At 65.2% G+C, this 22,312-nt stretch carries 19 protein-coding genes (1 of these 19 running past the window's edge); 10 read left to right on the top strand and 9 right to left on the bottom strand.

Annotation, left to right across the window (positions count from 1 at the left end; translation table 11 throughout):
* Window positions 1-61 precede the first annotated feature (61 nt).
* Complete coding sequence (locus HPT29_RS22235) at window positions 62-1,489, bottom strand: homospermidine synthase (RefSeq protein ID WP_173946047.1); 1,428 nt, start codon at window positions 1,487-1,489, stop codon at window positions 62-64.
* Between the two features lie 250 nt (window positions 1,490-1,739).
* Between HPT29_RS22235 and HPT29_RS22240 the strand changes: the two genes are divergently transcribed.
* Complete coding sequence (locus tag HPT29_RS22240; RefSeq protein WP_173946046.1) at window positions 1,740-2,954, top strand: MFS transporter; 1,215 nt, start codon at window positions 1,740-1,742, stop codon at window positions 2,952-2,954.
* Window positions 2,955-3,060: 106 nt separating this feature from the next.
* On the opposite strand, the gene HPT29_RS22245 is transcribed toward HPT29_RS22240, so the two are convergent.
* Together HPT29_RS22245 and HPT29_RS22250 are read right to left on the bottom strand one after the other, a co-directional pair.
* Window positions 3,061-3,633 (bottom strand): GNAT family N-acetyltransferase, encoded by a 573-nt coding sequence (locus tag HPT29_RS22245; protein ID WP_173946045.1) that lies wholly within the window; start codon window positions 3,631-3,633, stop codon window positions 3,061-3,063.
* A 185-nt stretch (window positions 3,634-3,818) separates the two neighbouring features.
* The gene (locus HPT29_RS22250; RefSeq protein WP_173946044.1) at window positions 3,819-4,973 is read right to left on the bottom strand and encodes a type III PLP-dependent enzyme; all 1,155 of its coding nucleotides are present in this window, start codon (window positions 4,971-4,973) and stop codon (window positions 3,819-3,821) included.
* A 644-nt stretch (window positions 4,974-5,617) separates the two neighbouring features.
* Here HPT29_RS22250 and HPT29_RS22255 point away from each other — a divergent pair.
* The 8 genes from HPT29_RS22255 to HPT29_RS22290 all read left to right on the top strand — a co-directional run bounded on the left by HPT29_RS22255 (window position 5,618) and on the right by HPT29_RS22290 (window position 13,663).
* A complete protein-coding gene (locus HPT29_RS22255; RefSeq protein WP_173945003.1) occupies window positions 5,618-7,189 on the top strand; it encodes an OpgD/OpgG family glucan biosynthesis protein in 1,572 nt (523 codons plus the stop codon).
* Between the two features lie 885 nt (window positions 7,190-8,074).
* Window positions 8,075-9,079: an ABC transporter substrate-binding protein gene (locus HPT29_RS22260; RefSeq protein WP_173945286.1), complete on the top strand. Its 1,005-nt coding sequence runs from the start codon at window positions 8,075-8,077 to the stop codon at window positions 9,077-9,079.
* A 36-nt stretch (window positions 9,080-9,115) separates the two neighbouring features.
* Window positions 9,116-9,895, top strand: a complete 780-nt coding sequence (locus HPT29_RS22265) for an ABC transporter ATP-binding protein (RefSeq protein ID WP_173945287.1) — start codon at window positions 9,116-9,118, stop codon at window positions 9,893-9,895.
* A complete protein-coding gene (locus HPT29_RS22270; RefSeq protein ID WP_259060274.1) occupies window positions 9,892-10,737 on the top strand; it encodes an ABC transporter permease in 846 nt (281 codons plus the stop codon). Before HPT29_RS22265 ends, HPT29_RS22270 begins: the two co-directional genes overlap by 4 nt.
* Window positions 10,738-10,802: 65 nt before the next feature.
* A complete protein-coding gene (locus tag HPT29_RS22275) occupies window positions 10,803-11,369 on the top strand; it encodes a MarR family winged helix-turn-helix transcriptional regulator (protein ID WP_173945288.1) in 567 nt (188 codons plus the stop codon).
* Between the two features lie 82 nt (window positions 11,370-11,451).
* Window positions 11,452-12,375: a DMT family transporter gene (locus HPT29_RS22280; protein ID WP_173945289.1), complete on the top strand. Its 924-nt coding sequence runs from the start codon at window positions 11,452-11,454 to the stop codon at window positions 12,373-12,375.
* The gene (locus HPT29_RS22285; protein WP_173945290.1) at window positions 12,372-12,674 is read left to right on the top strand and encodes a TfoX/Sxy family DNA transformation protein; all 303 of its coding nucleotides are present in this window, start codon (window positions 12,372-12,374) and stop codon (window positions 12,672-12,674) included. The genes HPT29_RS22280 and HPT29_RS22285 overlap by 4 nt, the downstream gene beginning before the upstream one ends.
* A 23-nt stretch (window positions 12,675-12,697) precedes the next feature.
* The gene (locus HPT29_RS22290; RefSeq protein WP_173945291.1) at window positions 12,698-13,663 is read left to right on the top strand and encodes a 2-hydroxyacid dehydrogenase; all 966 of its coding nucleotides are present in this window, start codon (window positions 12,698-12,700) and stop codon (window positions 13,661-13,663) included.
* A 126-nt stretch (window positions 13,664-13,789) separates the two neighbouring features.
* On the opposite strand, the gene HPT29_RS22295 is transcribed toward HPT29_RS22290, so the two are convergent.
* The 3 genes from HPT29_RS22295 to HPT29_RS22305 form a co-directional block, all read right to left on the bottom strand.
* On the bottom strand, window positions 13,790-15,049 hold the full coding sequence (locus HPT29_RS22295; RefSeq protein WP_259060275.1) for an AraC-like ligand-binding domain-containing protein: 1,260 nt from the start codon (window positions 15,047-15,049) through the stop codon (window positions 13,790-13,792).
* 475 nt (window positions 15,050-15,524) lie between these two features.
* Window positions 15,525-16,268 carry an SDR family oxidoreductase gene (locus HPT29_RS22300; protein ID WP_173945292.1) on the bottom strand — a complete coding sequence of 248 codons (744 nt, stop codon included), beginning with the start codon at window positions 16,266-16,268 and terminating at the stop codon, window positions 15,525-15,527.
* A gap of 26 nt (window positions 16,269-16,294) precedes the next feature.
* On the bottom strand, window positions 16,295-18,103 hold the full coding sequence (locus HPT29_RS22305) for an IlvD/Edd family dehydratase (RefSeq protein ID WP_173945293.1): 1,809 nt from the start codon (window positions 18,101-18,103) through the stop codon (window positions 16,295-16,297).
* 234 nt (window positions 18,104-18,337) lie between these two features.
* Here HPT29_RS22305 and HPT29_RS22310 point away from each other — a divergent pair, with 234 nt between their 5' ends.
* Complete coding sequence (locus tag HPT29_RS22310) at window positions 18,338-18,934, top strand: hypothetical protein (protein WP_173945294.1); 597 nt, start codon at window positions 18,338-18,340, stop codon at window positions 18,932-18,934.
* 11 nt (window positions 18,935-18,945) lie between these two features.
* Here HPT29_RS22310 and HPT29_RS22315 read toward each other — a convergent pair whose 3' ends face one another.
* The 3 genes from HPT29_RS22315 to HPT29_RS22325 form a co-directional block, all read right to left on the bottom strand.
* The gene (locus HPT29_RS22315) at window positions 18,946-19,755 is read right to left on the bottom strand and encodes a tellurite resistance TerB family protein (RefSeq protein ID WP_173945295.1); all 810 of its coding nucleotides are present in this window, start codon (window positions 19,753-19,755) and stop codon (window positions 18,946-18,948) included.
* A 78-nt stretch (window positions 19,756-19,833) separates the two neighbouring features.
* Complete coding sequence (locus tag HPT29_RS22320) at window positions 19,834-22,005, bottom strand: TRAP transporter permease (protein WP_173945296.1); 2,172 nt, start codon at window positions 22,003-22,005, stop codon at window positions 19,834-19,836.
* Between the two features lie 76 nt (window positions 22,006-22,081).
* Window positions 22,082-22,312 carry the end of a TAXI family TRAP transporter solute-binding subunit gene (locus HPT29_RS22325; protein ID WP_173945297.1) on the bottom strand. 753 nt of this gene lie beyond the right edge of the window, so only the last 231 of its 984 coding nucleotides appear in the window; its start codon lies off the right edge, out of view; the stop codon is at window positions 22,082-22,084.

Genomic DNA, 22,312 nt, shown 5'->3' on the forward strand with positions numbered 1-22,312 from the left:
ACGACGTGGAGAGTGTCCCTTCACGGCCGCCATAGGACGGTCGGGAAGGACGATGAGCGGGTTACCGCACCAGCACGTTCCGGAACTGCCACGGATCGGACGAATCGATGTCCTCCGGGAAGAAACCGGGGCGGTCGGTGAGCGGGGTCCAGTCGGTATAGTGGCCGTTCACCGGGCCGAGATAGGGCAGCTGCACTTCGAGGCAGCGGCGGAAATCCATCTCGTCGGCCTCGACGATGCCGGCGTTCGGGTTCTCCAGCGCCCAGACCATGCCGGCGAGCACCGCGGAGGTCACCTGCAGGCCGGTGGCGTTCTGGTAGGGCGCCACGCGGCGCGTCTCCTCGATGGAGAGCTGAGAGCCGTACCAATAGGCGTTCTTGCCGTGGCCGTAGAGCAGCACGCCGAGCTCGTCGATGCCGTCCACGATCTCGTTCTCGTCGAGGATGTGCTGCTCCTCCTGGAACTTGCCGGCGCTGCCGAACATCTCGTGCAGCGAGAGCACCGCCTCGTTGCACGGATGGTAGGCGTAGTGGCAGGTCGGGCGGTACACGGCCTTCCCCTCCTCGCGCACGGTGTAATAATCCGCAATCGAGATCGACTCGTTGTGGGTGACCAGGAAACCGTATTGCGGGCCCGGGGTCGGGCACCAGGTGCGCACGCGGGTGTTGGCGCCGGGCTGAAGCAGGTAGATCGCCTGCGCGTCGGGGCCGAGCGTGCCGGCGTTCTCCGGCATCCATGTCTCGTGCGTGCCCCAGCCGAGCTCGGCCGGCTGCAGACCCTCCGACACGAAGCCGTCCACCGACCAGGTGTTCACGAAGGTGCCCATGGGCTTCTCGGACCTGGCGCGCTGGGTGTCGCGCTCGGCGATGTGGATGCCCTTCACGCCGACCTGGCGGGCCAAGCGGGCCCAGTCCTCGCGGCTCTTCGGCTCGTCATGGGCGATCCCGAGATCGCCCGCCACGTTGACCAGTGCCTGCTTGACGAACCAGGACACCATGCCGGGATTGGCCCCGCAGCAGGACACCGCCGTGGTGCCGCCCGGATTGCGCCTGCGCGCCTCCATGGTGATCTCACGCAGGGCGAAGTTCGTGCGCGACTCGGGCCCCTTGCTCTTGTCGAAATAGAAGCCGGGCCAGGGCTCGTTGACGGTGTCGATATAGAAGCAGTTGAGCGAGCGGCACAGCTCCATGATGTCGACGGAGCCGGTGTCCACCGAGAGGTTGACGCAGAAGCCCTGTCCGCCGCCGGCGGTGAGCAGCGGCGTGAGCAACTCGCGGAAATTGTCCTTGGTCACGGCCTGCTGGATGAAGCGGATGCCGCGCTCGTCGAGAAGCTCCTTGTGCTTCTCCTGCGGATCGATGACCACGAAGCGGCTCTTGTCGTACTCGAAATGGCGTTCGATGAGCGGCAGAGTGCCCTGGCCGATCGAGCCGAAGCCGATCATGACGATGGGGCCGGTGATGCGACCGTGAACGGGCCAAGTGGTCATCAGAGCTGTCTCCTTCGCGATAGCAGAGATGGAAAACGGTAAACGCCGAACGGCGGGTTTGGGCGCATGTAGGAGTGCTAAGCCCCCGGGGTCAATGCCCGGGGCCCTCCCCCGGCCCGGCGGGGCAATTTCCCTGCGGATGGCGAAGGGTGGATGACAGCCCCGGCGCGCCGTGCTCATTACACCCTCGACATCGTGCAACAGGGCTGCATGATCGCAGACCTCTTTTCCGTTCACCCGGCCGCGAGCGATGAAATTCCACGACCTTGTCAGGCAGTATTGGCGCATCATCGGGCTCGGCTTCGCCCTGACCTTCCTGTCATCCTTCGGCCAGACCTTCTTCATCTCCCTGTCGGGTCCCGACATCCGCCAGGCCTTCGGTCTCACGCACGGCGCCTTCGGGTCGATCTATTCCCTCGCGACCCTGTCGTCCGGGCTCCTGATGATCTGGGCTGGCAGCGTCATCGACCGGGTCGACATTCGCCTCTACGCCACCACAGCCATGCTTGGCCTGGCGGCGGCGGCAGTCAGTCTGTCCGTGGCGCCCAATCTCGTAGCGCTGGGCCTGAGCCTGTTCGCCCTGCGCCTGTTCGGCCAGGGCATGCTCAGCCATGCGGGCGTGATGAGCACGGCGCGCCTGCACGAGGGCGTGCGCGGGCGGGCCCTGGGCGTGGCTGCGCTGGGCTTTCCGGCCGGAGAGGCGACCCTTCCGGCCCTTGCCATCGCGCTGATCGCCGCCTTCGGATGGACGGGCGCCTGGCGCATCGCCGCGCTCGTCATCGTGGCGGCGCTCGCCGCCGGCTGGCTGCTCGGCGTTGTCCTCGCGGCGAAGGACGCGGACCTCGAGGCATCGGCACGCAAGAAGGCCTCGGGCGATCCGGGGCCGCGATGGAGCGACATCCTGCGTGATTGGCGCTTCCTGGCGCTCATCCCGACCATGATCGGCTACCCGGCGATCATGACGGCCTATTTCTTCCATCAGCGCTTCATCGCGGATCTGAAGGGCTGGTCCCTGGAGCTCTTGGCCAGCAGCATCACGCTCTTCGCCCTGGTGTCCGTGGTGGTGGCCATGAGCGCTGGCAGCTTCGTCGACCGGTTCGGCGCCGTGCGCCTCAGCCATTTCTACCTGGCCGGCATGACGGCGGCGTCCGTCACGCTGGCGACGTTCGACGCGCCGTTCCTGCCGCTCGTGTTCTTCGGGCTCGTCGGTCTGACGTCCGGCTGCACCAACGTGGTGATCGCGGCCGTTCTGGCGGAGTTGTTTGGCACCGCGCATCTGGGCAAGATCCGGGCGCTTGCCGGCGCCATCATGGTGGTGGCCTCGGCCGCGACGCCAGGCGCGATCGGCCTTCTGTTCGACGCGGGTGTGAGTCTGGAAGCGGTCTGCCTGGGCTTTGCCGCCTACATGGTCGCGGCGGCGGCCGTCACCTTCGTACTGCCCAACCCGAGGGCTGCGCGCGTTTAGAGCGTCGAGCGACGCTCTCCCGAGAGAGGAGGCATCGGATCAATCCCAAAAGTGCCGATCCACTTTCGGGTCCGATGCTCCAGCCCTCGGGAGGATCTCGTCGGGTTCAATACGCGGGGCGAAGGCCCGACAGCACGCCCTGCGCGGCGGCAGCGACGAGCGCGCCGAGATCGGGCTTCTGCTCGAACGCTCCCGTGGCGGACACGAGACCGCGGGCATCGTCGAGGGCGCCGGCCTCGAGTTCGAGCGCCAGGAAGCGGCTGCGCTCGTAGGGACCCGGCAGCCAGAGAGAGCCGGTCTTCCCGGCCGAGAAGCCGAAGCGCTCGTAATAGGGTGCGTCGCCCACCAGCAGCACCGCCTTGTGGCCGAGATCGGCGGCGCGCGTCAGCGCCTCACGCATGAGCTTGCCCCCGAGGCCGAGGCTCTGCACGGACGGATCGATCGCGATCGGGCCGAGCATCAGCGCGGCGCGGTTCGGACCCGCCGAGACGTGCCACAGGCGCACCGTGCCGATGATCTCGCCGTCCCGGTCGATGACCAGGGACAGGCCGTCGGCCGGCATCCTGCCCTCGCGCAGGCGTTCGCAGGTCTTCTGGAACCGGGCGGGTCCGAAGCAGGCATCGAGCAGCGCCTCGCGGGCCTCGACATCGCGGAAGGTTTCTTCGCGGATCGTGATCATGGCCGTGGCCTCCCAAAACACGTGGGGTGAGCGACAGCCCTCGCACCTGCTCGAGACCGAGCAGGCCGTCCGGGACAACTCTGTTGGGTTGGTGCCTGCCTCATTCGACGAGGCAGGCGGGACGTGAGTTTCTAAAGTCGCATTCGCTTCCGCAAAACCGGCAAGCCACTTTTGCGGAGAATGCTTTAGATCACGTAGGACTTGAGCGGCGGGAAGCCGTTGAACGCGACCGCCGAGTAGGTGGTCGTGTAGGCGCCCGTGCCCTCGATCAGCACCTTGTCGCCGATCTCCAGCGAGACGGGGAGCAGGTAGGGCTCCTTCTCGTAGAGAACGTCGGCCGAGTCGCAGGTGGGGCCCGCGAGCACGCACGGCACCATCCGGTCCTGGTCGTGCTCCGTGCGGATCGGGTAGCGGATCGACTCGTCCATCGTCTCGGCGAGACCGCCGAACTTGCCGATGTCGAGATAGACCCAGCGCACCTCGTCCTCGTCGCGGCTCTTCTTCGACACGAGAACGACCTCGGCCTCGATGACGCCCGCGTTGCCGACCATGCCGCGGCCCGGCTCGATGATCGTCTCCGGGATGCGGTTGCCGAAGTGCTTCGACAGCGCCCGGAAGATCGACTCGCCATAGGCTTCGACCTGCGGCACCGTCTTCAGGTACTTGGTCGGGAAGCCGCCGCCGAGGTTGACCATCGACAGGTGGATGCCGCGGTGAGCGCATTCACGGAAGATCGCCGAAGCGGACCCGAGAGCCTGGTCCCAGGCTTCCGTGTTGCGCTGCTGCGAGCCCACGTGGAAGGACACGCCGTAAGCCTCCAGGCCCTGACGGTAGGCATGCTCCAGCACGTCCACGGCCATCTCGGGCACGCAGCCGAACTTGCGGGAGAGCGGCCACTCGGCGCCGGCGCCGTCGCACAGGATGCGGCAGAACACCTTCACCTCGGACGCGTCGATGCCGGCCGTCGCGGCGGCCCGGGAGATCTTCTCGACCTCGGCCTCGCAGTCGACCGCATAGAGGCGCACGCCGAGCTCGAGGGCGCGCACGACGTCGCGCTCCTTCTTGATCGTGTTGCCGAAGGAGATGCGGTCGGGCGTCGCGCCGGCATCCAGCGCGAGCTGGATCTCGACCACGGACGCCGTGTCGAAGCAGGAGCCGAGCTCGGCCAGGAGCTTGAGCACCTGCGGCTCCGGATTGGCCTTCACGGCGTAGAAGACGCGCGTGTCGGGGAGCGCACGGGCAAACTTGGAGTAGTTGTCGCGCACGACCTCGAGGTCGACGACCACGCACGGGCCGTCCTCACGTCGGTTGCGCAGGAATTCACGGATGCGCTGAGTCATGGCGCTCTCCCCACCAAAGGTTCAATGGAGGTCTTCAAGCCTCCGGATTGAAATTCAGACGATCAGGAAGTCCTGCCGTCCGGCGTCAGCGGGGAAAGATGGCATCCCGCTTCGTGCGATGGAGACACGAGAAGCGGCGATGGGCTCTTCACCCGACGATGCTGCCTTGGATTGGATGGGGATACTCCATCCGCACGCCTGGCAATGATAAACAAGCCTCTTCGGTGTTGACCTTTGGAGGGCCAACGAGACCAAAAAAGCCCGTTCGTCGTTGCTTTAAGTCGCGTCCCCCGTTGAGAACGAGGTGCGCCGGTTTTCGCCTCCGGCTGCCGGTTAGGGGTATCGAGAGCTAGGGCGCTCTCGGGCGGCTGTCCGGCCTCTTGTCCGGATGCCCACCAACCGGCACGCGACCACAGGCACGTGCGAAATTGGGCAGGGGTGAAATAAGCATATTCGCCAGGGATCACAAGAGCTTTTCGAACCCCGCCTGAGATTTTTTTAACCCTGCCGGGACCTGTGTCTTGCCCGCATCACCGTTCAGCCTCCATTAAGCGGGACCGGTACACGGAAGACGCTCGAGCCCCATATTCCAATGCCTTGAATTCCAGCCATTTTCCTCCTTCAGCCGAGAACGCCCCGCAGCCATGACGAACCTGTCCCGCCGTACTCTCCTGCAAAGCCTGCTCGCAGCCACCGCGCTGCCCGCCTTCCACCAGCAGGCTTCAGCCCAGCAGCAGACCGGCGTGCCGGCGCCCAACCCCTTCCGGTACGAGGATGTGGTGCGCCGCGCCCGCGAGCTGGCGGCCGTACCCTATGAGGCTCCTCCGACCCAGCTGCCGGAGCCCCTCAACCGGCTCAGCTTCGACGATTATCGCGACATCCGTTTCCGGCCCGACAAGGCCCTGCTCGGCTCCGGCAACGGGCCGTTCCGGATGCAGCTCTTCCACCTGGGCTTCCTCTACCAGCGCCCCGTGACCGTGAACATCATCCGCGACGGGGTGCCCACGCCCGTGCCCTATCAGCGCGAGCTGTTCGATTACGGCCGCAACAAGATCGAGCGGCCGCTGCCAGTCAATCTGGGCTTTGCGGGTTTCCGTCTCCACTATCCTCTGAATGACCCGAAGGTCCTCGACGAGCTCATCGCGTTCCTGGGCGCGAGCTATTTCCGCTTCCTGGGCTCGGGCCAGAAATACGGCCTCTCGGCGCGGGGCCTGGCGATCAACGTGGAAGGGGGCGAGGCGGAGGAGTTCCCCCATTTCCGCGAATTCTGGGTCGAGATGCCCCGGCTCAACGACGAACGGGCCATCGTCTACGCCCTTCTCGACAGCCCGTCGGTCGCCGGCGCCTACCGGTTCGAGATCTACCCGTCGAAGGAAACCACCCTCGACGTCACGGCGACCTTGTTCCCGCGCCAGACCCTCACCAATGTGGGCGTGGCTCCCCTCACGTCCATGTTCTTCGAGGGCGAGAACGATCGGAAGCCGACGGACGATTACCGCCTCGAGATCCACGATTCGGACGGGCTCCTCATGCAGTCGGGCGCGGGCGAGTGGATCTGGCGGCCGCTGCGCAACCCGAGCGCCAAGACGATCTCGTCCTTCAGCGACAACAATCCCCGCGGCTTCGGACTGATGCAGCGCGACCGGGTGTTCGAGAACTACCAGGATCTCGAAGCCCATTATCACCAGCGCCCCGGCTACTGGGTCGAGCCCATCGGCCAATGGGGCGAAGGCTGGGTCGAGCTGGTCGAGCTTCCGACGCCGGACGAGACCCATGACAACATCGTGGCGTATTGGCAGCCGAACCGGCCCTTCGAGCCAGGCCAGGAGGTCGTCCTGTCCTATCGCCTGCGCGCCGCGTCGGCGATCGGCGCCATGCACCCGGGCGGGAAGGTGATCAACACCTTTCAGACCCCGCCCCGGGCCAGCGGATCGAACGCGCCAAGCGATTCCCGGCACCGGCGCTTCATCATCGACTTCGCGGGCGGCAACCTGCCCTATTATCTCGGCGCTCCCGAGCAGGTGCAGCTGGTGCCCTCCACGTCGGTCGGGCAGATCACCAACACGTTCATCATGCCCAACGACCATACGAACGGCTTTCGGGCGGCCATCGACGTGAAGCTGGAGCCGGGACAATCGACAGACCTGCGCGCCTTCCTGCGCGCCGGCAACCGGGCCCTGACGGAGACCTGGACCTATCCCTGGTTCGTGGAGTGATCTTGCGGGCCCGCACCTCTCCCGCCATCCTGCGGCCGGCTGACACCCTCCTCGTCGAAGCCACCATGTCATGGCCGGGCTTGTCCCGGCCATCCCGCTGCGGTGAGGCGCGGCGCGTCCTGGATCTGGATCACCGGCACAGGGCCGGTGATGACGGGCCGAGGGTCGGAGTGGTGGACAGTGTGGGTGCGATGATGTTCTCACTTTGTTCTTGACAGCAGGTGCAAGCTAAGCTATATCATGGCGCAGATCGGTTCCGACGAGGGGCGCGCTCGCGAGGCGTCGCAAGTGTGGGAGCCGGCACGGTCCTGCGACAGGCTTCGCACCCCTGGGCGCGCAGGAGGCCGACCTTGGGCTCCGTCCAGCTGGTCCGCCTGAAAAGAACCGTGCGCGACGAGCAGCTTGGCTCTCGCTTATCACCTCAGACATCGAGCCGGGCTGCCACTCGCGCCACCCTCGATCATCCTGACAGGCTCGCAGCGCAAGCTGCGGGCCTGCAGGTGCTGGCTCTTTGACATCAGCACAGATCGCAAACCCGCACTGCAGCGCGACGCTCCTCCGTCCCGCCACCCTCCGCCCGTCATGGCCGGCCCTGTGCCGGCCATCCCGATCGGAAGAGCGCCGCACCTCAAACAAGCGGGATCACCGGGACAAGCCCGGTGATGACGGGGGCAGGATCAGGGCAGACTGTCCCGATCGGAAAGGCGCAGCGTTCCAAACAATCGAGATCACCGGCACGAGGCCGGTGACGACGCGAGAGTGTCAGGTTTGCTCCCACCCGGAAGCACGAAGATCACGAAGATCTTGCCAAGGCCGGTTGAACCGCGCAGAAGCTGTGCCCCGGATGGCAGGCTCCTTGCCCTGCGGAGCGGAAGGTGAGTGTCGATGAAGTGGAGCGCCTGGATCGCAGGAGCGGCGGCAGCCTGCCTGTGCGGTAGCGCCTGGGCCCAGCAGCCGCTGACGGAGGTGACCTTCGGCACCAACTGGATCGCCCAGGGTGAGCATGGGGGCTATTATCAGGCCCTGGCCGATGGGACCTATGAGAAGTACGGCCTCAAGGTCACCATCGTGCCGGGCGGCCCCCGGGCCAGCAACCGCATGCTCATGACGGTCGGCAAGCTCGATTTCTACATGGGCGGCAGCATGATCCAGGCCTTCTCGGCAGTGGAGAAGGACATTCCGACCATCGTGGTGGCGGCCCATTTCCAGAAGGAGCCGCAGGTGCTCCTCAGCCATCCGGGCCAGGGGCTCGACGCCTTTCTCGACCTGAAGACCTCGAACGACATTCTCCTGTCCAAGGACGGTGCCGCCACCTTCTTCCAGTGGATGAAGGCGGAATACGGGTTCAAGGACGAGCAGGTGAAGCCCTTCGGCTTCAACCCGGCGCCGTTCATCGCCAACACGGCGGCGGTGCAGCAGGGCTACGTCACGTCCGAACCGCTGACCATCGAGAAGGCGGCCGGCTTCAGGCCCAACGTGTTCCTGCTCGCGGATTACGGCTTCAGCACCTATTCCACCACGGTCGAGACGCGCCGCGAGGTGGTGGAGAAGAACCCCGACCTCGTGCAGCGTTTCGTCGATGCGTCGACGATCGGCTGGTACAACTACCTCTACGGGGACGCCACGAAGGCCAAGGCGCTCATCAAGCGCGACAACCCGGAGATGACCGACGAGTTGCTCGCCTATTCCCAGGCCAAGATGAAGGAATACGGCATCGTCGATTCCGGCGACACGCAGACCCTCGGGATCGGCGCCATGACCGATACACGCATGAAGGACTTCTTCGACAAGATGGTGAAGGCCGGCCTCTTCAAGCCGGACCTCGATTATCGAAAAGCCTACACGCTCCGGTTCGTGAACAAGGGCGTGGGACTGAACCTGAAGAGATAAGAGAGGAGAGCGACGCCTTTCCGCGTCGCCGCACCCATGACGCAGCTCTCGCCCGCGCTCGTTTCTCTGAGAGACGTCACGAAGGTCTTCTCCAACGGCGTGACGGCGCTTGCCGGCTTCAACCTCGACGTCGTCGCGGGCGAGTTCGTGTCGCTGCTCGGGCCTTCGGGATGCGGCAAGTCCACGGTGCTGCGCCTGATCGCGGGGCTGGCGCAGCCGACGGAAGGAAGCATCACGTGGCCGGGCGCGACAGGCGCCGATCATCGCGGCGAGATCGGCTTCGTGTTTCAGGATCCGACGCTGATGCCCTGGTCGAGCGTGGCGGACAACGTGTGGCTCCCCTTGCGCCTGCGGGGCGTGTCGAAGCGCGATGCGCGCGATCGCATCGCCGAGAGCCTAGCCCTCGTCGGGTTGAGCGACTTCGCGAAAGCCTATCCGCGCGAGCTCTCCGGCGGCATGCGGATGCGCGTGTCCATCGCCCGCGCCCTGTCCCTGAAGCCCAGGCTGCTTCTCATGGACGAGCCCTTCGCGGCCCTCGACGAGATCGCCCGCTTCCGGCTCAACGACGATCTGCTGCGCCTGCAGGGCGAGCTGCGCTGCACCGTCGTGTTCGTGACCCACTCGGTCTACGAGAGTGCCTATCTGTCGAGCCGCGTCGCGATCATGTCCGGGCGGCCGGGCCGCATCGTCGCCGAGGTTCGAGGAGAGCGGCGCGCAGAGCGCCCGAAGGACTTCCGCGCCGGAGCGCGCTATGCGGAGTTGTCCGGGCGGATCTCGCGGATCCTCCTCGAGCAGGCGCCGGAGGAGCGACCGTGACGGCATCGATTCCCAGGCCCTTACGCCGGCGAGGTGATCCTTTGAAGATCGTCCTGCCGCTCGTCGTCTTCGCAGCCGCCGTCGCCGGGTGGGAAGCCGCCGTGCGCATCGAGGGCATCCCGCCCTACATCCTGCCCGCGCCGAGCCTGATCGCCAGGACCCTCGTGACCGACTGGCCGCTGCTGTCCGCCTCGCTCCTGACGACCCTCGAGACGACCATCGCCGGCCTCGCGCTGGCCGTCTGCGGCGGGGTGCTGCTGGCGGTCCTTCTGAGTCTCTCGAAGGTCGTCGAGTATTCGCTCTACCCGTTCGCCGTCGTCCTGCAGGTCACCCCCGTCATCGCCGTTGCGCCCCTGCTCCTGATCTACATGCCGCAGGACGTGGCGGTGCTGGCCTGCGCCTGGCTTGTCGCCTTCTTCCCGGTTCTGTCGAACACGATGCTCGGCCTGCAATCCGTCGACAGAAACCTCATGGAGCTGTTCGAGCTCTATGGTGCGCCGGCGTCCGGAAGCGCAGCGGCGCGCTTCAGAGCCCGGCTGAAAGCCCTGTGGTATCTGCGCCGCCCGGCCGCTCTGCCGGCCTTTCTGGCCGGTCTGCGGATCGCGGGCGGGCTGTCCCTGATCGGCGCCGTGGTGGCCGAGATGGCCGCGGGATCGGCCGGGGCCGGATCGGGGCTCGCCTACCGCATTATCGAGAGCCAGTACCGGCTCAACATTCCGCGCCTCTTCGCGGCCCTCGTGCTGCTGGCGCTGACCGGCATCGGCCTGTTTCTCGTCCTCGCCTGGCTCAATCACATTCTCCTGCGCCGCTGGCACGAGAGCGCCCTGACCCGGGAGGCCTGAAGGCATGATTCCTTAGCCTGTTAAATATATGCCGGCTTGTCATCGTACCGTCATGAGTTCGAGCCATGGTAGGCTCGAAAAGCTTCGAGGGGCGAGAGACGATGGACACCGACAACAAGCATCCGGGCGTCAAAAGCGTCGGGTGGGCTCTGGTTCAGGCTTCACGCCTGCATCGCAGCCGTACGGGCGACAAGCTCTCGGAGCTCGGTCTCTTCGCCGGTCAGGAGCAGGTTCTCCAGGCCCTCGGCAATTCCGGCCCCATGACCATGGGGGAACTCGCGGCCATCCTTCGGGTGCGTCCGCCGACCGCCTCCAAGACGGTTTCCCGCCTCTCCAGCCTCAAGCTGGTGGAGCGCCACACCGAGCCGGGCGATGCCCGGGTCGTGCGCGTGAAGCTCACCAAGGAGGGCAAGCGCAAGGCGGCCGCCATCGACGCCCTGTGGGACGAGGTCGAGTCCGAGCTGCTTCAGGGCTTCGATTCGAAGGACCGCAAGCGCCTGCGCAAGCTCCTGCGCAAGGCCGCCAAGAATCTCGCGGGCCTCACCGGAGCCGATCAGACCGGGTTCGAGACCGACGACGAGGTGGACGGGCTGGAAGCCGCCAGCGAGCCGGAGATGGCCGCGACGGCCTGATCGTCACCTCTGTGTGCCGCGCACGAGGGCCGTGCGTGGCGGACATTCGCCTCGTGACGGCGGAGCGGCTAGCATCTCCGGCATGGCCGACACCGTCACGACGACCCCGCCCACAATCGCCGCGCAGCGTCAGAACCGCATGATCGGCATCGCCCTGATGTGTGCGGCCCTGTTCTGCTTTTCGTGCCTGGACGCGACGGCCAAATGGGTGAACCGGTCGGTCGACCCGATGGTCACGGTCTGGGCGCGCTACATCTCGGCGGCGCTTCTCACCTTCCTGGTCATCAACCCACGGACCCAGCCCGGGGCCCTCAGGACGCGCCGGCTCCCCTTGCAGCTCCTTCGCTCGTTCCTGCTCTTCGCCTCGACGCTCTGCAATTTCTTCGCCCTGAAGTACCTTCAGCTGGTCGAGACGCAATCCATCATCTTCGCGACGCCGCTGCTGGTGGCCCTTCTCGCAGGCCCGGTCCTGGGGGAGCGCATCGGCTGGCAGCGCGTGGCCGCCATCGGGGTCGGATTCATCGGCATCCTCGTCATCACACGGCCGGGCCTGGGCACCATGCATCCGGCGGCCCTTCTCTCGCTGACGGGTTCCGTTGCCTATGCCTTCTACAACATCGTCACGCGCATCCTGGCCTCGAGCGATTCCATCGCGACCACGACCCTCTATTCGAGCGTCGCCGGCATCGTGTTCGTCACGCCGGTGCTTCCCTGGGTGTGGTCCACCCCCTCGTCGCCCCTCGTCTGGTTCCTTCTCGCGACGACTGGCTTCTACGGGGCTTTCGGCCATTGGCTGCTGGTCCTGGCCCATGCCCGGGCTCCGGCCGCGATCCTCGCGCCCTTCATCTACAGCCAGATCGTCTGGATGCTGGTCCTGGGCTATGTCCTGTTCGGCGACTGGCCGGATTCTTGGACCTTCGTCGGGGCTGGCATCGTCATCGCGTCGGGGCTCTATTTGCTCTACCGTGAACGTGTGAAGCCCCGAAAGCCGGACCACTCTCCATGACCGAAGCCTCCATCGACGATCTGCGCGGGATCGGCCCTGTCACGCGGAGCCGACTGGAAGACATCGGCATCCGGACGCTGGACGATCTTCGATCCACCGGATCCGTCGAAGCCTATCGCCGCCTCAAATTCATGCTGCCCCGGCAGGTGAGCCTCAACGCGCTCTATGCCCTGGAAGCCGCCCTGCGCGCGTGCCACTGGCTCGATCTGCCCCAGGACGTGAAGGCGGCCTTGCAGCATCAGGGCAGGATCATCGACGAGGCTCTTCGCCGGGGCGGTGTCACACGCTGCGCCCTTTAACCGACATCGAAATAGGAAACGCCATGAGCCGTACCGACATCCTGATGACTGCGCCGATGATGCCGATCGTGATCGACGCGCTGGACAAGGCCTTCACGCTCCACCGCCTGTGGGAGCAGGAGGACAAGGACGCCTTTCTGAAAGAGGTCGGACCGCGTATTCGCGGCATGGCGACCAGCACGCTGTTCGGCCGTGTGGACGCCACTCTCCTCGATCGCCTGCCGAATGCGGAGATCATCTCGAGCTTCGGCGTCGGGTACGACAACGTGGATGCGGCGGAAGCCGCCAGGCGCAACATCATCGTCACGAACACGCCCGGCGTTCTCGACGACGAGGTGGCCGACCTCACCCTCGGCCTCCTACTCGCGACGCTGAGAAAGATCCCGCAGGCCGACCGCTACCTGCGCGACGGAAAGTGGCCGAAGGCGTCGTTTCCCCTCTCCGCAACCCTGCGCGAGAGGAAGGTCGGCATCGTCGGACTGGGACGGATCGGCAAGGCCATTGCCCGTCGACTGGAAGGCTTCGATGTCAGCATCGCCTATCATGGTCGCACGCAGCAGACCGACGTGGCTTACCCGTACTATCCGACCGTGACAGGGCTCGCGGAGGCATCCGACGTGCTGATCGTCATCACGCCGGGCGGCGCATCGACGAGGCATCTCATCGACGCGGATGTGCTGAAGGCGCTGGGATCCAACGGCGTTCTGATCAACGTCGCCCGCGGCAGCGTCGTGGATGAGCAGGCGCTGATCGAAGCCCTCCGGTCGGGCACGATCCTGAGCGCGGGCCTCGACGTCTACGAGGACGAGCCGCGTGTTCCGCAGGAACTGATCGATCTGGAGCACGTGGTGCTCCTGCCCCACATCGCTTCTGCTTCGGTTCACACCCGCAGCGGGATGGGCAAGCTCGTGGCCGACAACCTGATCTCATGGTTCGACGGCAAAGGCCCGCTGACGCCCGTGGCGGAGACGCCCTGGCCCCGAACGTAAGGTCCCTTCGAGCGGGGCTCGGCGCGCTTCACGTAATTGGGCGCGGCCGCCGATTGCGGCCGGCTCACGATGCCTCACCGGGTCCGGCTGCCGGAATCCGATCGCGCCAACTCAGCGTGACCGGTCTCAGCGGTAGATCGTTTTGGACAGGGTCTGACGCGGCGAGACGCCGAAGGTGCGTCGGTAGAGGCTTGCGAACTCACCCATGTGATTGAAACCGCAGCTGAGCGCGATCTCGGTCACGGTCGCGCAGGCTGGGTCCGCCAGGAGAAGGGCTTCCTGGGCCCGTCGGAGCCGCAGGGAGCGCAGGAACGCCATGGGGGTCATGCCGCGAAAGCTCTGGAAGCCGTTCTGCAGGCTGCGGGCGCTCACGCCGGCCTGGGCGGCGATGTCGGCCAGGGACAGGGGCTCGGAAAAATGCGCCTCGATGTAGGCTTCGGCCCGTTTGACGTAGAAGGGCGCGGCGGACGATTGCGGCCGCAGCAGCGCGTCCGAGTAGGTGTGGGTCTGGCTGAGGAGGAAGCCGGTCAGCACCGTCTGCTCGAGCTGCTGGCGGGCAGCCGCCACGGAGCGGAACAGGGAATGTAGGCTGGCGAGTTCGGCCGTGGCATACTGGAACAGCCGCACCCAGCTTTGTCCATTGGGGCTGCTCAGATCGAAGCTGGTGTCAAACTTAAGGTCTCGGTCGAGATCGCGCCCCAGCAACTTCGTGCATTGCTCGGCCGCCTTGCGCCGGCTCATCAGAAGAATAGACATCAGGCAGTCGTCCAGATACCTCAGCGTTCTGGGCGGACCGGCAGCAAACACAACTCCATGCTGGTCGGAAACTTCGAATTCCCGACGATCCACAACGAGCCGACCTTGCCCCTTGGAGGGCAAGAGAAAAACCATTCGCTCGTCGGTGGTTTCGGTTTTGATGTCCACATCGACTGAGCATCGATAACCTTGTGAGAAGGTGCAGAAGTCTTGCAGGCCATGGATCTGGAACACGCTTTCAAATGCCCTGTCCTTGGTTAATGGCCTCAACCGATTGGGAGAGATGAGCGTGCTGGTCAGTTCCTCCATCTCATCAAGGCGGGTCGACCTGAGCACGAGGTCGAGGACAGAGCCATCTTGAGCGGCAGGCTTTGCACCGGAGCCGTTTCCTGCTCTAGGCGGCGTCGTCTGCTCCATGGTCCGGTGAGCATCCGCCATGATCCTGCCCGTCTCTATGGCCATTCCCCGCGGCCGTCTGGGTCTATCGGCACAGCTCAAGCCAGCCATTTCTAAAGAAAGATTACGATAGCTGCGTTTTTCCGACAAGGCTTGCGCCTTTCCGATTTCCGCAAGGTAATTGCCGTGAGACATTAAGTACGACTTCAGCAGGTTGGAGCGGAAGTCAAACACTTAACCTACGAAGACATTTCTGTTACTTTCGATTGAGGTGAGAAATGACGACCACAACCACAGGTATGAGGCGATCGGTCATATCAAGTCTTATCGATTTGACTCGCAATGATAATTTCAACCGAGCAACTTACGCTAACCCAAGAGCGACAGATTTGACGACGTTTTTGGTCAAGTTCTATTTCACGCGGGGAATTATGTTGTATTGCCTCAGCCAGTATAGCGGCTCCATCCGAGACTTCAGCATGGTTCTGCGGATGGACTGGAGGCACCGTGGGGCGGCGGCATGGATAGCCAAAGCAGAGCGCGCCAACAACAGAGCAGCGCGGGGGTGATGCCGACCACCAACAAAGAATAATCCGCCTATCCCAAACCACGGCAAACTGAAAAGGCAGGCTTTCGAGCCTGCCTTTTTTCGTTGGCCTGTCCATGGACGAGGACGCCTGCCGGGCAGGCGATCAAACGGGAGAGTCGCTCACAGCGCAAACCCGCCGTCGACGAGATGAATATGGCCCGTCGTGTAGCTGGCCTCGTCAGACGCGAGGTAGAGGGCAAGAGCCGCCACCTCTTCGGCGGTGCCGAGCCGGCCCATGGGCTGACGGTCGACGAATGCCTGACGCACGCTCTCCAGACTCTGACCGGAACTCGCAGCGAGCGCCGCAATCCGCTCGTCGAGCGAGGGCGACTGGATCGTGCCGGGGCAGATGGCGTTGGCACGCACGCCGCGCTTGATGAAATCGGCCGCCACAGCCTTCGTCAGGCCGATCACAGCCGCCTTCGTGGTTCCATAGACGTATCGATTGGGAATGCCGCGGACCGACGAGGCGCCGGACGCGATGTTGACGATGGAGCCCCGGCCCTTCTCCAGCATGCCCGGCAGCACCGCACGGATCGTCCGGTGCATGGACCTGACGTTCAGATCGAACGAGAAATCCCAATCCTTGTCGGAGCATTCGAGAATCGTACCGTGATGCACGAAACCCGCCGCGTTGACGAGAACGTCGAACGGTCCCGCATCAGCAACGAGCTGCTCTACGTCGGCGTTCGACAGCACGTCGAGCCTGCGCCGCTCGGCGCCCTCGAGCCCGTCGAGCTTGGCGACGTCCAGATCCGTTGCCCAAACACGCGCGCCCTCGCGAAGAAAGGCTTTTGCGATGGCGCGTCCGATCCCCTGCCCGGCCGCCGTGACGAGGGCCGTCCTTCCGTGAAGTCTGTTCATGACAGCCCCCGCTCCTTTCGTTCAGCTCAGTGATTGTCGCGCGGCACGCCGAAGGTCTGCGCGACCTTCTGGTACTTCACGGCCGGCTTCAGGGTCATGCCCTCGGAGAGCTGATCCACCATCGAGCGCTGGATCTCCTGCCAGGGTGTCTGGCTCGCCGGATAGGCAAAGCCGCCGCGGGCTTCGAGATCGGCGCGCCGCTTCTCGATCTCTTCCGGAGACAGAAGGATATCGGCGCTGCGCTTGTTGAGGTCGATGCGGATCCGGTCGCCGGTCTGCAACAGCGCCAGCCCGCCGCCGACGGCGGCTTCAGGTGAAGCGTTGAGGATCGACGGCGTTCCCGAGGTGCCGGACTGGCGCCCGTCGCCGATGCACGGCAGCGAGAGGACGCCGCGCTTGATGAGCGCGCCCGGCGGCTGCATGTTCACCACCTCCGCCGCACCCGGATAGCCGACCGGACCAGCGCCGCGCATGATGAGGATCGTGTGCTCGTCGATGTTGAGGGACGGATCGTCGATGCGGTGATGGTAATCCTCCGGCCCTTCGAACACGACCACGCGTCCTTCGAAAGCGTTCGGATCCTCCGGGTTGTTGAGGTAGCGCTCCTGGAATTCCGGGCTGATCACGCTGGTCTTCATGATCGCGGAATCGAAGAGCGTTCCCTTCAGGTTGAGGAAGCCGGCCTTCTCCTTCAGCGGATTGTCGTAGGAGCGGATCACGTCGTGATCCCAGGTGAACTTGCCCTTGCAGTTCTCCCCGATGGTCGTGCCCGTGCAGGTCAGCGCGTTCTCGTGGATCTTGCCGGCGCCGATCAGCTCGGCCATCACGGCCGGCAAACCGCCGGCGCGGAAATACTCCTCGCCGAGATACTCGCCCGCCGGCTGGACGTTCACGAGCAGCGGAATCTCGAAGCCGATGCGCTCCCAGTCGCCGTTGTCGAGCGGCACGCCGATATGCTTGGCGATCGCATTGATGTGGATCGGCGCGTTGGTGGAGCCGCCGATGGCCGCATTGGCCACGATGGCGTTCTCGAACGCCTCGCGGGTCATGATGTCGGAAGGCTTCAGGTCTTCCCACACCATGTCCACGATGCGAAGGCCCGTTTCATAGGCCATCTGGCCGCGCTCGCGGTACGGCGCCGGCACTGCGGCAGAGCCCGGCAGCGACATGCCGAGCGCTTCGGCAAGAGCGTTCATCGTGGACGCGGTGCCCATGGTGTTGCAGTGGCCGACGGAGGGCGCGCTCGATCCGACGATGTCGATGAACTGCTGGTAGTCGATGTCGCCGGCCGCATGGCGCTCGCGCGCCTTCCAGACGATGGTGCCCGATCCGGTGCGCTCGCCGTGGTGCCAGCCGTTGAGCATCGGCCCGACATTGAGCGAGATCGCCGGGATGTTCACGGTCGCGGCCGCCATGATGCAGGCCGGCATGGTCTTGTCGCAGCCGGTCAGCAGAACGACCCCGTCGAGCGGGTAGCCGTAGAGGACCTCCACGAGGGAGAGATAGGCGAGATTGCGGTCCAGGCAGGCGGTGGGGCGCTTGCCCGTCTCCTGGATCGGGTGGCACGGGAATTCGAATGGTACGCCGCCGGCCGCCGTGATGCCGTCGCGTACGCGTTTGGCGAGTTCGAGATGGTGGCGGTTGCACGGGGACAGATCGGATCCGGTCTGCGCGATGCCGATGATCGGCTTCTTGCCCTGCAGTTCCTTGCCCGTCAGTCCGAAATTCAGATAGCGCTCCAGGTAGAGCGCGGTCATGCCCGGGTTGTCCGGATTGTCGAACCACAGCCGTGAGCGAAGCTGATCGGGAGTGCGACGGTGAGGCCTCTCAGCCATTCTTCATATCCTTTCGGGCATCCGTAAACGCAGAGGCGGTATTTGATCCAGGACAGGGGCCAAGATCAACCGTCCCCTGACTAAAGTAGCTGACTTTCGGACGGTCGAAGCGGAGTTCCCAAGCAGCCGCGATCCAGGAGCGTTCCACCACGCCGAATCGCGTGTTACATCGTTTCGGCAGCGCAGTGCGTCCGACGCTTTGCCTCCTTGATCAACAACGCCGGGTCGCCCGCCATGTTTCGACGCGCTCTCCCTTTTGCCCTGACGATCCTCGTGTCTCCTGCGCTGGGGGACGATTGCCCGTCGGCGCAGACCGCGAAGCTGGGCTTTGTCCTCGAACGTCAGGGAACGGTTGCGGAAATCCGGCCCGTCTCGGATCACTTCGTCCACGTGGTGAACGCCTATCCCGGCGGGAAGAGACAGGACGTGATCTATTACCGCGGGCTCTTCCCGATCAGCCGTTTCGACGACACGGCCCGGAGCATCAACATTCCGGTGTCGGATCTGCGCACGATCTTCCCGCTCGAACCGAAGGCCCGCCGGACACTGACCTATGCGCCGGCTCAGCCGAACAAGGTCGGCGCCCTGATCTCCCTGGAACTGACGGTGACGGGTCAGGAGCAGATCCAGCTCGGAACCTGCTCCTACGCCGTCCTGGTGGTGCGCAACCGCTTCCTCGATGCCGAGGGCAGGATCACCTCGGAGCACACGGACCTCTACTCGCCGGAGCTCGGGTTCGTCCTGGGCAAGCGCTACGAGGAGCGGAGCGGCGCGCAGACCACCATCAGGTACCAGAGCATCCGGCCCTTGGGGCGGGTGTCACCACTTTGAGAGGCGCTCCGTCAGCTCAGACCGCCAGCCGTATCGTCAATCTGCGCGCGCATGGCCGGGTCGAGATCCAGCGCCTCGGCCAGCTGGTGCAGGAACTCGCGCTCCTGCATGGTATCCGGATCAATGGCGAGGCGAGCGGCCGCATAGACCTGTGCGGCCTTGTCAGGGTCGTTGACGTTGGCGGCAAGCTCCTCGACATCCGCCGGCGAGGCCATTTCCGTCTCCAGCCAGCGGCTCGCCTCCGGGTCTATCCCCGCTTCGGTCAGCCCTTTGACGATTCGCGCCCGCTCGGCCTGATCGATGTGCCCGTCTGCGGCGGCCGCCGCCACCATCGTGCGCAGGAACAGGAGAGCATCGTCCTCGGTCTGCGAGACCGGGTGGAAGCGCGACGTCTCCGGCAGGCTCAGCGCGGATTGCGCGACATCCTCCTCGAATCGGGCTGCCGGCGCGGAAGGCTCAGCCGTCCCGCCTCCCGATGTTCCCCTGGCGGCCTGTTGGTTCTGGTAGGCCTTGTAGGCCAGGCCGCCGATCACCGCGAGGCCGCCGAGCTTGACCAGGTTGCCGGTCATCTTGCCCTTCTTGCGCCCTTTGAACAGAAGGCCCGCGAGGCTGACCAGGGCCGTCTGGGTGAGCCCCGGATGCTGCGCGGCAAAGTCCTTGGCCTTCTGCAGAAGCTGATCCGGCGTGTGACCGGCGATTTGGGTCACGCTCCTGCCGGTCTGCGGGCCCACGTTACCGAGATCGGGTTGACCGGGAGCCCGGTGATCAGGACGGCCGATGGCGCCGACGAACGCATCCAGAAGCTTCCTGTAATCGACCATGAGGCTCTCCCGTTGTCTTCAATCCAAGCAAAGAACAACGGGAGGATGGCCGAATGGTTCAGGTTGTCCTGCCGATCTTCAGGCGGGCCTTGGTACCATCGCGGCGCGTGCCTTGACGAGTTGCGCCACGACCACGGGGCTTGCCATCACCAGCCCGATCAGGGTGGTCCTGACATCCGGCGCGATGATCGGCAGGGCGGCGAGACCGATGAGCCAACGCTCCCAGGGCCGCATCGAGGTGAGCCCATACCCGGCGAAAGCCGCCGACAGGAACACGATGCCGATGACGGCTCCGGCCGTGACGAACAGGAACCCCGGCCAAGTGAATTCCGGCGTGACGATCAGCATGGCCGGACCGTAGACGAACACGAACGGCACGAGGGCCTTGCCCAATCCCAGCCGGAACGCCGTATTGCCCGTCCTGAACGGATCGGCCCCCGCCATGCTGGCTCCCGCGTAGGCGGCGAGTGCCACGGGCGGCGTGATGTCGGCCAGCACCCCGTAATAGAACACGAAGAAATGCGCGACGAGCGGCTGGACGCCGAGGAGCCCCAGGGCCGGCGCCGCGACCGTGACCATGATGATGTAGTTCGCCGTCGTCGGCACGCCGCATCCCAGCAGGATGCAGACGACAGCTGTCATCAGCAGGGTGAAGAACAGCGTCATGGCCTTCATGTCGGCGAGGCCCGCAGGCACGAGATCCATGAAGCCCTGGGCGAGCTGTGCGGCGAACGACGTGACGATGAAGGAGATCTTGAAGCCGACTCCCGTGAGCGTGACGATGCCCACGATGATGCCGACGGTCGCGGCCGCCGCGCCCACGCCGATGGCGTATTTGGCGCCGACCACGAAGGCGTCGACGAGATCGAGAACGACCGCCTTTCCGGCTTCGCTCCTCAGGAACGTGGCGACGAGAAGCGCCAGCACCAGTGCCAGGAGCGGGACCACGAAGACCAGCTGGGTGAGCATGCCCGTGGCGATGGCCCCGACGATGGCCGCCAGGAACCCGAGCGTGATGGCGGGAACCCGTGAGGCGCCAACCACCAGGCAGGCCGTGATGCCCCAGAAGGCCGCGAGATAGGGGGTGAAGCCGGAGAACAGCACGATCAGCAGCACGGCGAGCGGCATGATCGTCTGCCAGCCCTCGCGGATGACCTTGGCGGCCCGGGGCAGTTCCTCGGCCGGCAACCCCTGCAACCCGGAGCGCTTGGCTTCGAGATGGACTTGCATGAACACGCCGAAGAAATGCATGCAGGCCGGCACGACTGCCGCCAGGATGACCGTCTGATAGGAAACGTTGAGGAACTCCACCATGAGGAAGGCGGCAGCGCCCATGATCGGCGGAGTAATCTGGCCGCCGGTCGAGGCCGCCGATTCCACCGCCGCCGCGAAATGGCGCTGGTAGCCGACGCGGATCATGGCCGGGATCGTCAGGGAGCCGACCGTGACCGTGTTGGCGATGGAAGAGCCGGAGATCATGCCGAACAGGGCCGAGCCGAAGATCGACACCTTGGCCGGCCCGCCCGCGTAACGGCCTGCCACGCAGGTGGCGAGATCGATGAAGAGCTTTCCGAGACCGACCCGGGTCGCGAGCACGCCGAAGAGAACGTAATGGAACACGTAGGTGGCGACCACTCCCAAGGCGATGCCGTAGATGCCCTGGCTCGTGAGATAGAGATGGTTGACGATGTTCGACCAGGAGGCGCCGGGATGCTGAAGGATGCCCGGCATGGACGGGCCGAAATAGGCGTAGAGCATGACCCCGATGGCGATCACCGGAAGCGGCCAGCCCACGGATCGGCGGGTCGCCTCCAGGAGGACGAGGATCAGGATCGTCCCCATGACAACGTCCGTTGACGACGGATTGCCGACACGGAACGCGAGATCGCTGAAGATCCACGGGACATAGAGACTCGAGACGGCGGCCGCCACGGCGAGAGCCCAGTCGATCAGGGAGATGCTGCCTGGCCGCCACCAAGTCGAGGGAGCGATCCGGTCCTGATCGCTCTTGAAGGCCGAGAAGACGAGAAAGATGAGCCCCAGGACGAAGGCCATGTGGATGCCGCGGTGGGTGGCTTCCCGCAGCAGCCCGAAACCGGCCGTGTAATAGTGGAAGAACGAGAGCGCCAACAGCAGACCGGCCACGAGCCACGCGGTGCCAGGCGGCAGCGGCCGGAAGCGCATCTCGGGATCGAATTTCTCCTCGAGGCTGCGGTTCTCGATAAGGACGCTGGGATCGGCTGCGGACATGGCGGCTCTCGTGGCAAGCAAAGCACTCCCACGGCTTCGGCCGCGGGAGGTCGAACGGACAGTTGGATGGGGCGGATCAGCCCTTCGACAGGCCGGCTTCCTTGTAGAAGCGCTCGGCGCCGGGATGCACGGGGATGCCCGCGCCTGCCAGGGCGCTCTCCTTGCGGATGAGCTTGCCTTTGGCGTGCCCGGCATCGAGGGCCGCGCGGGTCTTGTCGCTCCACAGGCCCTTGACGACCTCGTAGACGACCGCTTCGGGTACCTTGGCGGAGGTCACCCATTGGGCCCCCACCGCGAGGGTCTTCAC

This window comes from Microvirga terrae (assembly GCF_013307435.2).
Taxonomy (GTDB): Bacteria; Pseudomonadota; Alphaproteobacteria; order Rhizobiales; family Beijerinckiaceae; genus Microvirga; species Microvirga terrae.

Bases quoted from the DNA above. Each gene is read 5' to 3' on its own strand.
- HPT29_RS22255 (WP_173945003.1), top strand. From the start codon at position 5,618: ATGACGAACCTGTCCCGCCGTACTCTCCTGCAAAGCCTGCTCGCAGCC.
- HPT29_RS22250 (WP_173946044.1), bottom strand. From the start codon at position 4,973: ATGACTCAGCGCATCCGTGAATTCCTGCGCAACCGACGTGAGGACGGC.
- HPT29_RS22285 (WP_173945290.1), top strand. From the start codon at position 12,372: ATGACCGAAGCCTCCATCGACGATCTGCGCGGGATCGGCCCTGTCACG.
- HPT29_RS22310 (WP_173945294.1), top strand. From the start codon at position 18,338: ATGTTTCGACGCGCTCTCCCTTTTGCCCTGACGATCCTCGTGTCTCCT.
- HPT29_RS22300 (WP_173945292.1), bottom strand. From the start codon at position 16,268: ATGAACAGACTTCACGGAAGGACGGCCCTCGTCACGGCGGCCGGGCAG.
- HPT29_RS22305 (WP_173945293.1), bottom strand. From the start codon at position 18,103: ATGGCTGAGAGGCCTCACCGTCGCACTCCCGATCAGCTTCGCTCACGG.
- HPT29_RS22290 (WP_173945291.1), top strand. From the start codon at position 12,698: ATGAGCCGTACCGACATCCTGATGACTGCGCCGATGATGCCGATCGTG.
- HPT29_RS22280 (WP_173945289.1), top strand. From the start codon at position 11,452: ATGGCCGACACCGTCACGACGACCCCGCCCACAATCGCCGCGCAGCGT.
- HPT29_RS22265 (WP_173945287.1), top strand. From the start codon at position 9,116: ATGACGCAGCTCTCGCCCGCGCTCGTTTCTCTGAGAGACGTCACGAAG.
- HPT29_RS22245 (WP_173946045.1), bottom strand. From the start codon at position 3,633: ATGATCACGATCCGCGAAGAAACCTTCCGCGATGTCGAGGCCCGCGAG.
- HPT29_RS22320 (WP_173945296.1), bottom strand. From the start codon at position 22,005: ATGTCCGCAGCCGATCCCAGCGTCCTTATCGAGAACCGCAGCCTCGAG.
- HPT29_RS22315 (WP_173945295.1), bottom strand. From the start codon at position 19,755: ATGGTCGATTACAGGAAGCTTCTGGATGCGTTCGTCGGCGCCATCGGC.
- HPT29_RS22240 (WP_173946046.1), top strand. From the start codon at position 1,740: ATGAAATTCCACGACCTTGTCAGGCAGTATTGGCGCATCATCGGGCTC.
- HPT29_RS22275 (WP_173945288.1), top strand. From the start codon at position 10,803: ATGGTAGGCTCGAAAAGCTTCGAGGGGCGAGAGACGATGGACACCGAC.
- HPT29_RS22260 (WP_173945286.1), top strand. From the start codon at position 8,075: ATGAAGTGGAGCGCCTGGATCGCAGGAGCGGCGGCAGCCTGCCTGTGC.
- HPT29_RS22235 (WP_173946047.1), bottom strand. From the start codon at position 1,489: ATGACCACTTGGCCCGTTCACGGTCGCATCACCGGCCCCATCGTCATG.